This window comes from Streptococcus sp. 27098_8_86, from assembly GCF_041432595.1.
GTDB lineage: Bacteria > Bacillota > Bacilli > Lactobacillales > Streptococcaceae > Streptococcus > Streptococcus pneumoniae_F.
Window position 1 is genome coordinate 1 of the sequence record NZ_JAPVZW010000020.1, and the last position, 3588, is coordinate 3588.

Here is a 3588-nt window from a genome sequence, read left to right on the forward strand (position 1 = left end):
CAGTTAGCCAAGAACAGTACCAAAGCAAGAGTTCTCGCAAATGTCGAAAAATGGGGTTCAAAGGTTGACAATATCCTAGCGAAGAGCAATAATGTCATTGGAAAATTTGGGGAGAAACTATTAGATACTCGAATCCCAGTTGGCATTCGTAAAGAGGCAGTTGCCTTTGCGGGAGGTATGGGAACCATGCCTACCTTCAGCGTTGAGAGTAAGACACTACGTGATGTGATGCACTTCTCAAGCAAACATGCGGATGATGTATCACGAGGAGTAGGCGGTTCTGGAGAAGTAGCAAACAGGGGAGAAGATTTATTACAATCAACTAAAGAGATTCAAAGAATTGAGGAGATTAACGTAGTATTTAAACGTAATCCGAAACATGATGAAGCCGAGTTTATTCGTCAATTGAAAGGACAAAAAGAAGGTTTAAACAAATTAACTGTAAAAGAGTATTTTGAGAATAGGAAAGAATACATCAAAAACGGACGTTCATCGGAAGCTAAAACTGCTCAAAAAGCTGCCAGAGAAAATGCTCTAGCAGATAAATACAATGAGATGTTGCTACAAGGGAATTCTCGTTCAGAAGCTAAGCGCATTGCTGAGGACTGGATAAAAACACAAGCTGCTTTGCATGATCCAGATATGATAGCCGGCGGTTATGCTACTAAAATTACAGGTATGGGAGATACTAGTATTAATTCTTCTCTAGGATCTCAATGGCGTTCAAGAATAAGCGAAATGGATCAGCAAATACGTAAAGCAACTGAACATCTTTTAAAAGATGATTTGGATAAAACAAGGCTCAATATTAAATTGGAATATATACAGAGGTGATATTATGTTAGATGATTTTATAAAAGTTATGGCGATGCCTCAGGATGTAGTTGAAAAATACCGTACTATGGTACCAGATGAATTGATTCAAATTTGGCAAAATCAAGGTATAGGAACTTTTTTAGGAGGATATTTAAAAATTATTAATCCTGAGGAATATAGAGATTTGTTGGATTCAACATACTTCCGTGGGGACTTAGCAGTTCCAATATTTGTGACAGCATTCGGTGATATTATAACATTTGAAGAAAATAGATATTTAAGGCTTGTAAAGTACAAAGATGGAGTATTTGAAATCATTTTGGAAAACTTTCTATTTTTCTTGAAATTCTTGAAGGATGAAGATTTTCAGAAGGATTATTTTGAAATTGATTTATATAAAAGTGCATTGAAACAATACGGAGACTTAGATTATGATTACTGCTTTGGATTTGTCCCATTGCTTGGTTTAGGTGGACAGAAGACTGTGGAAAATATAGATAAGGTAAAAATAAAAGAGCATATTTATATTATTTCGGAGCTTGTTGGAAATATTGGGATGTGATAGAACCTTTATCGGAGGAACTCTTTATCGTTCTGATTTCCGTATGTCATTTGTCGATAAAATTGATGAATTAAAAAGGATTGCTCGAATGAGATTGGCTCCTGGTGGGGAGATGTCGTTGAGGGCACACGGAATCTACCTATTCCACAGGACTTGAAAGATACACTCCTGTTTGCGGAAGGTTTTATTGGTTCAGCTGGAAGTATGGTTTCAGAGACTGCCATCGGAGCTGTAGATTTGACTCAGATCATTGGTATTGCCAGTATTGATGGCGTCAATCGCCTAACAGGAGGTCAAACTCCAGAGTGGATGAAGCGGGACTTGCAAGGGACGGCAGATAACCTGTCTAGCCTTGCGGAGTTAGGAGTAGGAACTTACACTGCTCTGACGGATCCAGGAGCGGCTCAGCGTGGTCAGGATCCCAATGCCAGCTATGCGGATAAGGCAGCTTATCGTGCTCAAGAGACAGGAAAAGCCCTCTGGGATAAGGTCACCCATATGGATGCCTATGATGCAGGAGGCTTGACCTTTGAAGTCGCGAGTCTTTTTGTCGGTCCAGCAGCTGTAGGTAAGATGGCTAAGGGGACCAAGTTAGGAGCTAAGGCAGCTGAGATGATTAGCTTAGCCAAGAACAGTACCAAGGCAAAAATCCTCGCAAATGTTGAAAAATGGGGTTCAAAGGTTGACAATATCCTAGCGAAGAGCAATAATGTCATTGGAAAATTTGGCGAGAAATTATTAGACACCCGAATCCCAGTCGGCATTCGTAAAAAGGCAGTTGCCTTTGCGGGAGGTATGGGAACCATGCCTACCTTCAGCGTTGAGAGTAAGACTCTGCGTGATGTGATGCACTTCTCAAGCAAACATGCGGATGATGTTGTGAGAGGTTTAGGTGGTTCTGGGAAGGCGGAGAGAGTCACACAAGCTGTCAATAATATGTCGGAGTTTTTTGAAACAGAATTTGGACAAAAGATTGTGGGAAGCCTTAGAAAGACTAAGAAGAAGTATGACGGGCAGAGTGTTTATGAGGTGACTAAAGATATAGATGATATTTTGAAAAAAGGAGATAAATTGTACTTAGATGGTCTGCATAAAGATCATTTTGAGGTATTCAATAAAAGAGGTAAAGTAAAGGATGTTCTTAATCTTGATGGAACTTCTAATAGTAAAAAATTTAATTTAGCTTCTGGAAGGAGATTAAAATGATTAGTTCAGAGTTAAAAGATGTAATGAAACGATTGACTATTCTTAATGAGAACAATAAAGGTGTGCTACTTAGAGAAGAAAGTATCAGAGATATAGACAATACGATAAATATCTTTCTAAAAAAATATGAAGATCGTTTTTATGAAGGATTAAGATTGTTTAACAAGATAGACATTACTACAATTTCCTCTTCAGAGAATTCAGATTATACTATTGCTTTCTATAATCTATTAACTGGAATTAGGGGGATAATCGATTGTTTTGATGACTTTGATGATATTTTAGTTGAATTGAATAAAAACTTCATGTATCAAAGTGGCGAAATCACAAAAGAAGAATGGGAAAGTTCAGGGGAAGTAGTCTTGGATGACGAAGAAAATGAATTTGGAGATTGAAGAATAGATATTGATTCCTCGCTTTTTATGTTCACTAGGAGGAAGGCTAATGGGATTTTATGTCGATATTGCGGAACTTCAGAAAGCCCAAGAGGCCTATATGAAGATGGTCGCAACTGCTCAGAGTCAGTTGGACACCGCTAAAAATGGGATGAATGCCATCATCACCAGTAATTCCATGTATGGGGAAGTTGGGAAAGCGATTACGAATGAAATCAATAATGTTCATAACCCCGTGATTGTTGGCTTAAAGAATAGCTTAGAATTTCTAGGTTCTGAGTTTTCCAAGACGATCACGGATTTTCAGAATCTTGTTGGCGAAACCTCTGCAACAGCAGTTTTAGCAGAAGAAACTTTGGATGATGCGGTCAAGAAGCTAAATGAAGCCGATGAAAAGCATAAGGTGATGGATACCAATTTCAAGAGTATCTATGATGGTATTTCGAGTCTCTATCGTCTGAGTGCTCCCTTAAGCAGCACCTTCTATACTAATACCCAGACAGCTCGGAAGTATGTTCAGGATACGAAGAATAAGGTCAATGCCTTTGATAAGATGACGACAACCAGCAGTGCGGAGCAACTTTTTAGTGCTTTAAGTAGTCAAATGGC

The 3588-nt window shown here is 38.6% G+C and carries 5 protein-coding genes; all 5 read left to right on the forward strand.

What is annotated here, in order from left to right; genetic code table 11:
- Positions 1–834: polymorphic toxin type 15 domain-containing protein (locus O3616_RS09895; protein ID WP_371638779.1), on the forward strand; the 834-nt coding region annotated here is incomplete at its 5' end.
- A 4-nt stretch (positions 835–838) separates the two neighbouring features.
- Positions 839–1378 (forward strand): T6SS immunity protein Tdi1 domain-containing protein, encoded by a 540-nt coding sequence (locus O3616_RS09900; protein WP_004263621.1) that lies wholly within the window; start codon positions 839–841, stop codon positions 1376–1378.
- Between the two features lie 204 nt (positions 1379–1582).
- The gene (locus O3616_RS09905; RefSeq protein ID WP_371638780.1) at positions 1583–2584 is read left to right on the forward strand and encodes a hypothetical protein; all 1002 of its coding nucleotides are present in this window, start codon (positions 1583–1585) and stop codon (positions 2582–2584) included.
- Positions 2581–2979 (forward strand): hypothetical protein, encoded by a 399-nt coding sequence (locus tag O3616_RS09910; RefSeq protein WP_004262746.1) that lies wholly within the window; start codon positions 2581–2583, stop codon positions 2977–2979. Before O3616_RS09905 ends, O3616_RS09910 begins: the two co-directional genes overlap by 4 nt.
- A gap of 49 nt (positions 2980–3028) precedes the next feature.
- On the forward strand, positions 3029–3588 hold a 560-nt coding region (locus O3616_RS09915), incomplete at its 3' end, for a T7SS effector LXG polymorphic toxin (protein ID WP_371638781.1).

What these genes read in the sequence shown, in the direction of transcription:
- O3616_RS09900 (WP_004263621.1), top strand. Translation starts at nt 839, where the DNA reads ATGTTAGATGATTTTATAAAAGTTATGGCGATGCCTCAGGATGTAGTT.
- O3616_RS09905 (WP_371638780.1), top strand. Translation starts at nt 1,583, where the DNA reads ATGGTTTCAGAGACTGCCATCGGAGCTGTAGATTTGACTCAGATCATT.
- O3616_RS09910 (WP_004262746.1), top strand. Translation starts at nt 2,581, where the DNA reads ATGATTAGTTCAGAGTTAAAAGATGTAATGAAACGATTGACTATTCTT.